Source organism: Nocardiopsis protaetiae, from assembly GCF_045446735.1.
Taxonomy (GTDB): domain Bacteria; phylum Actinomycetota; class Actinomycetes; order Streptosporangiales; family Streptosporangiaceae; genus Nocardiopsis; species Nocardiopsis protaetiae.
In genome coordinates, this window is the sequence record NZ_JBJJBV010000434.1 from 1 (window position 1) to 3,728 (window position 3,728).

The window sequence follows — 3,728 nt, forward strand, 5'->3', positions numbered from 1 at the left end:
CCCGCTCCGCGTTCACGGGCCGGGTCCCGGGCCCGGGGACGGGTGCGCGCACGGTCGTGGGAGCGAGGGCGTGCAGAGGCACGGACTCGGGCGCGGGGGCACCGCGAGGGCATAGGCTCTCCCCCATGCCCGAAGCCCTCGCCGCCCTCGTCGACGACGCCCTGGCCCTGCTCCCCGACCGGGGCCGCGCCCTGCTCGGCCTGACCGGCGCCCCCGGCGCGGGCAAGTCCACCCTCGCCCGGCGGCTGGTCGCCGAGATCGACGCCCGGACCGGCCCGGGCACCGCCGGCTACCTGCCCATGGACGGGTTCCACCTGTCCAACGCCCAGCTGGAGCGGTTGGGGCGGCTGGACCGCAAGGGCGCCCCCGACACCTTCGACGCACACGGCTACGCCGCCCTGGTGCGGCGGCTGCTGGCCGAGACCGACCACCCCGTCTACGTGCCCGACTACGACCGGCGGCTGCACGAGCCCGTCGCCGCCCGCCACGTGATCGAACCCGGCACCCGGCTCGTCGTCACCGAGGGCAACTACCTGGCCTGGGACGCCGAGCCCTGGGCGACCCTGCGCCCGCTGTTCGCCGAGCTCTGGTACGTGGAGGCCGACGACGCGCTGCGCGAGGAGCGCCTGCTGCGCCGCCAGCTGGCGGGCGGCCGCGACGAGGCCGCCGCCCGGGAGTGGGTGGAGCGCAGCGACCGCGCCAACGGGGAGCTCGTCAAACGGTCCAGGGGCAACAGCACCCGCGTCGTCCCCACCGGCGTGGTGCCCCGGCGCCGCAAGGGCGGCCAGGGCACCGCGGGGCCGGCCGGGGCCGCGGGCGACTGAGCCCCGCCGCGGTCCCCGCCGCCCGGAACCACCTCGGGCCCCGCCGCCCGGCCTGTGCCGCTCAGGCGGCGGCCCGGCGCGCGAACCGGCGGGCCAGCCCGCGCACCAGCCACACGTACCCCGTGGCCTGGGCCTGCCCGGACCCGGTGAGCCCGCCGTAGGCGGACGCCACGATCATCTCCTTGTACCGGGCGGCCAGGCGGCCGGTCAGGACGGCCCGGCCCGGGGAGTCGTCCGCGCGCACGAACTGGATGAGACCGTCGCGCCGACCCAGGCTGACGCACTGGTTCAAGTAAGCGAACGGGGTGGCGTCCGGCTCGCGCCCGGCCAGCCGGGCCGCGATGGAGTCGGCGGCCGCGGTGCCCATGGGCAGGCCCATCGCGCAGGACATGCGCAGCTCCGCGCCGTCCACACCGTCGGTGCGGGCGGCGTCGCCCACCACGTACACGTTCGGGTGGGAGACCGACCGCAGGGTGCCGTCGACCAGGACGCGCCCGGCGCCGTCCACGGTCAGCCCGGCGTCGGCGGCCAGCGGGGAGACGCTGAACCCGGCGTTCCACACGGTGAGGTCGCTCTCCAGCAGGTCCCCGTCCTCCAGCTTGACGTGGTCGGCCTCGACGGCGGCGACCCGCGTGTGCTCGTGGACGGACACCTCCAGGCGCTCCAGCACCTTCAGGATGTGGGCGCGGCCCTTGGCGCTGACACCGGCGGCCACGGGGCCGGAGGTCACCAGCCGCACGGCCAGGCCCGCGTGGGCCTCGGCGATCTCGGTGACGGCCTCCAGGCCCGTCAGGCCGCCGCCGACGACGGTGAGGGTGCGCGGGCGCTCCCCGGTGATGCGGCGGGCCACCTCGCGGGCGCCCTCCAGACCGGCCAGGGTGGCCGCGTACTCGGCGGCCCCGGGCACCGCGTTCACCGCCGCGGCGCTGCCCAGGGCGTACACGAGGGTGTCGTAGCGCAGGGTGCGGACCCGGTCCCCGACGCGGACCTCGACGGCGCGCGCGTCGGCGTCCACGGCCTCCACCCGCCCGATGACGAGGCCGACGGAGGGGTCCAGGGAGTCGGACAGGGGGTGGACGCCGACGTCGCGGCCGGAGGCGACCTCGTGCATGCGGACCCGTTCGACGAACGTGTCGGTGGCGTTGACGAGGGTGACCCGCAGCCCCGCCCCGCTCCTGCGGGCGTGGTGCGCGGCGCGGCGGGCGGCGGAGAGTCCGGCGTATCCGGCGCCGAGGACGAGGATTTCGTGGGCCATGGGGTGCCTCCCTGAAGTGTTCCGTCTGCCCCATGGACGGGACGCCCCCGCCCGGACGTGACATGTCCGCATGCGGAATCCCCGAATGTGGCCGAGCGCACAAAAGGATCCGAATCCCCTGGTGCGCAAGGTGTCCCGTGGAACGCTCGGGTCTCGGAAGGCGGACGCACACCCCCGGCATGTCCACATTTTGAGACAGATGTCCCACATGATGTCCAGTGGGTCTACGATCCGGTCATCCTCCCTTTGCAGACCATCGCTCTGACCTGGAAAGAAGTCCCATGACGGACGTCGCCGAACAGCACCCGGCACCGGAACGCGGCAACCCCGCGCCGGTGGACCCGCCGACCAACCCGCGACGCAAGGTGCTCACGGCGAGCCTTGTCGGCACATCCGTCGAATTTTACGATTTTTACATCTACGCGACCGCAGCCGTCCTGGTCTTCCCCGTGCTGTTCTTCCCCGAGGGCGACATGATGGCCGCCCGCCTGCAGTCGCTGGCCACCTTCGCCATCGCGTTCGTGGCCCGGCCCATCGGCTCCTGGGTGTTCGGCCACTTCGGCGACCGGGTCGGCCGCAAGGCCACCCTGGTGGCGTCCCTGCTCACCATGGGCATCGCCACCGTCGGCATCGGCCTGCTGCCCACCTACGCCCAGGCCGGCGTCATCGCCCCGCTGCTGCTGGCGCTGTGCCGGTTCGGCCAAGGGCTGGGACTGGGCGGGGAGTGGGGCGGCGCCGCCCTGCTGGCCACCGAGAACGCCCCCGCGGGCAAACGCGGCTTCTACGGGACGTTCCCGCAGCTGGGCGCGCCCATCGGATTCTTCCTCGCCAACGGGGTGTTCCTGATCCTGAGCCAGGCCATGAGCGAGGAGACGTTCCTGGCGTGGGGCTGGCGGGTGCCGTTCCTGCTGTCGACGGTCCTCATCGTGGTCGGCCTGTGGGTGCGGCTGAGCCTGCACGAGACCCCCGCGTTCGCCAAGGTGCTGGCCGCGGGCGAGCAGGTGCGCACGCCCATCGTCGAGGTGTTCCGCCACAACCGGGCCGCGCTGATCCTGGGCACGCTGGTCATGGTCGCCACGTACGTGCTCTTCTACCTGATGACGGTCTTCTCGCTGGGCTTCGGCACGGACCCGGAGACCGGCCTGGGCTACGACCGCTCGCAATTCCTGGTGTTCCTGCTGGTGGGCGTGGTGTTCTTCGGGATCTTCACCCCGATCGCCGGGCTGCTGTCGGACCGGTTCGGGCGCAAGCCCGTGCTGGTGACGGTGACCGTGGTGATCATCGTGTTCGGGTTCGCCATGGGCCCGCTGCTGGGCGCGGGGACCGTGGGGGTGCTGGCCTTCCTGATCATCGGGCTGTCGCTGATGGGGCTGACCTTCGGGCCGATGGCGGCGGTGCTGCCCGAGCTGTTCCCGACCAACGTGCGCTACACGGGCGCCTCGGCCGCCTACAACCTGGCCGGGCTGCTGGGCGCGTCCTTCGCCCCCTACATCGCCACCTGGCTGGCGGGCACCTTCGGGATCGCCTGGGTGGGCGGGTACCTGGTGCTGGTCAGCGTGGTCACGCTGGTCGCGCTGCTGCTGACCCGCGAGACCCGGAACGACTCGCTGGACGACACCCCGGTCAAGGTGACCGCGCGCTGACGTCCG

General features: G+C 73.5%; 3 protein-coding genes. 2 read left to right on the forward strand and 1 reads right to left on the reverse strand.

Features of this window, described 5'->3' with window-relative positions; genetic code table 11:
- The first annotated feature begins 125 nt into the window (after positions 1-125).
- Positions 126-824 carry a nucleoside/nucleotide kinase family protein gene (locus ACJOT3_RS33410; protein WP_406977131.1) on the forward strand — a complete coding sequence of 233 codons (699 nt, stop codon included), beginning with the start codon at positions 126-128 and terminating at the stop codon, positions 822-824.
- 61 nt (positions 825-885) lie between these two features.
- On the opposite strand, the gene ACJOT3_RS33415 is transcribed toward ACJOT3_RS33410, so the two are convergent.
- A complete protein-coding gene (locus tag ACJOT3_RS33415) occupies positions 886-2,079 on the reverse strand; it encodes an NAD(P)/FAD-dependent oxidoreductase (protein ID WP_406977132.1) in 1,194 nt (397 codons plus the stop codon).
- Between the two features lie 281 nt (positions 2,080-2,360).
- Here ACJOT3_RS33415 and ACJOT3_RS33420 point away from each other — a divergent pair, with 281 nt between their 5' ends.
- The gene (locus tag ACJOT3_RS33420; RefSeq protein WP_406977133.1) at positions 2,361-3,722 is read left to right on the forward strand and encodes an MFS transporter; all 1,362 of its coding nucleotides are present in this window, start codon (positions 2,361-2,363) and stop codon (positions 3,720-3,722) included.
- Positions 3,723-3,728 lie beyond the last annotated feature (6 nt).

Bases quoted from the DNA above. Each gene is read 5' to 3' on its own strand.
- ACJOT3_RS33410 (WP_406977131.1), top strand. From the start codon at position 126: ATGCCCGAAGCCCTCGCCGCCCTCGTCGACGACGCCCTGGCCCTGCTC.
- ACJOT3_RS33415 (WP_406977132.1), bottom strand. From the start codon at position 2,079: ATGGCCCACGAAATCCTCGTCCTCGGCGCCGGATACGCCGGACTCTCC.
- ACJOT3_RS33420 (WP_406977133.1), top strand. From the start codon at position 2,361: ATGACGGACGTCGCCGAACAGCACCCGGCACCGGAACGCGGCAACCCC.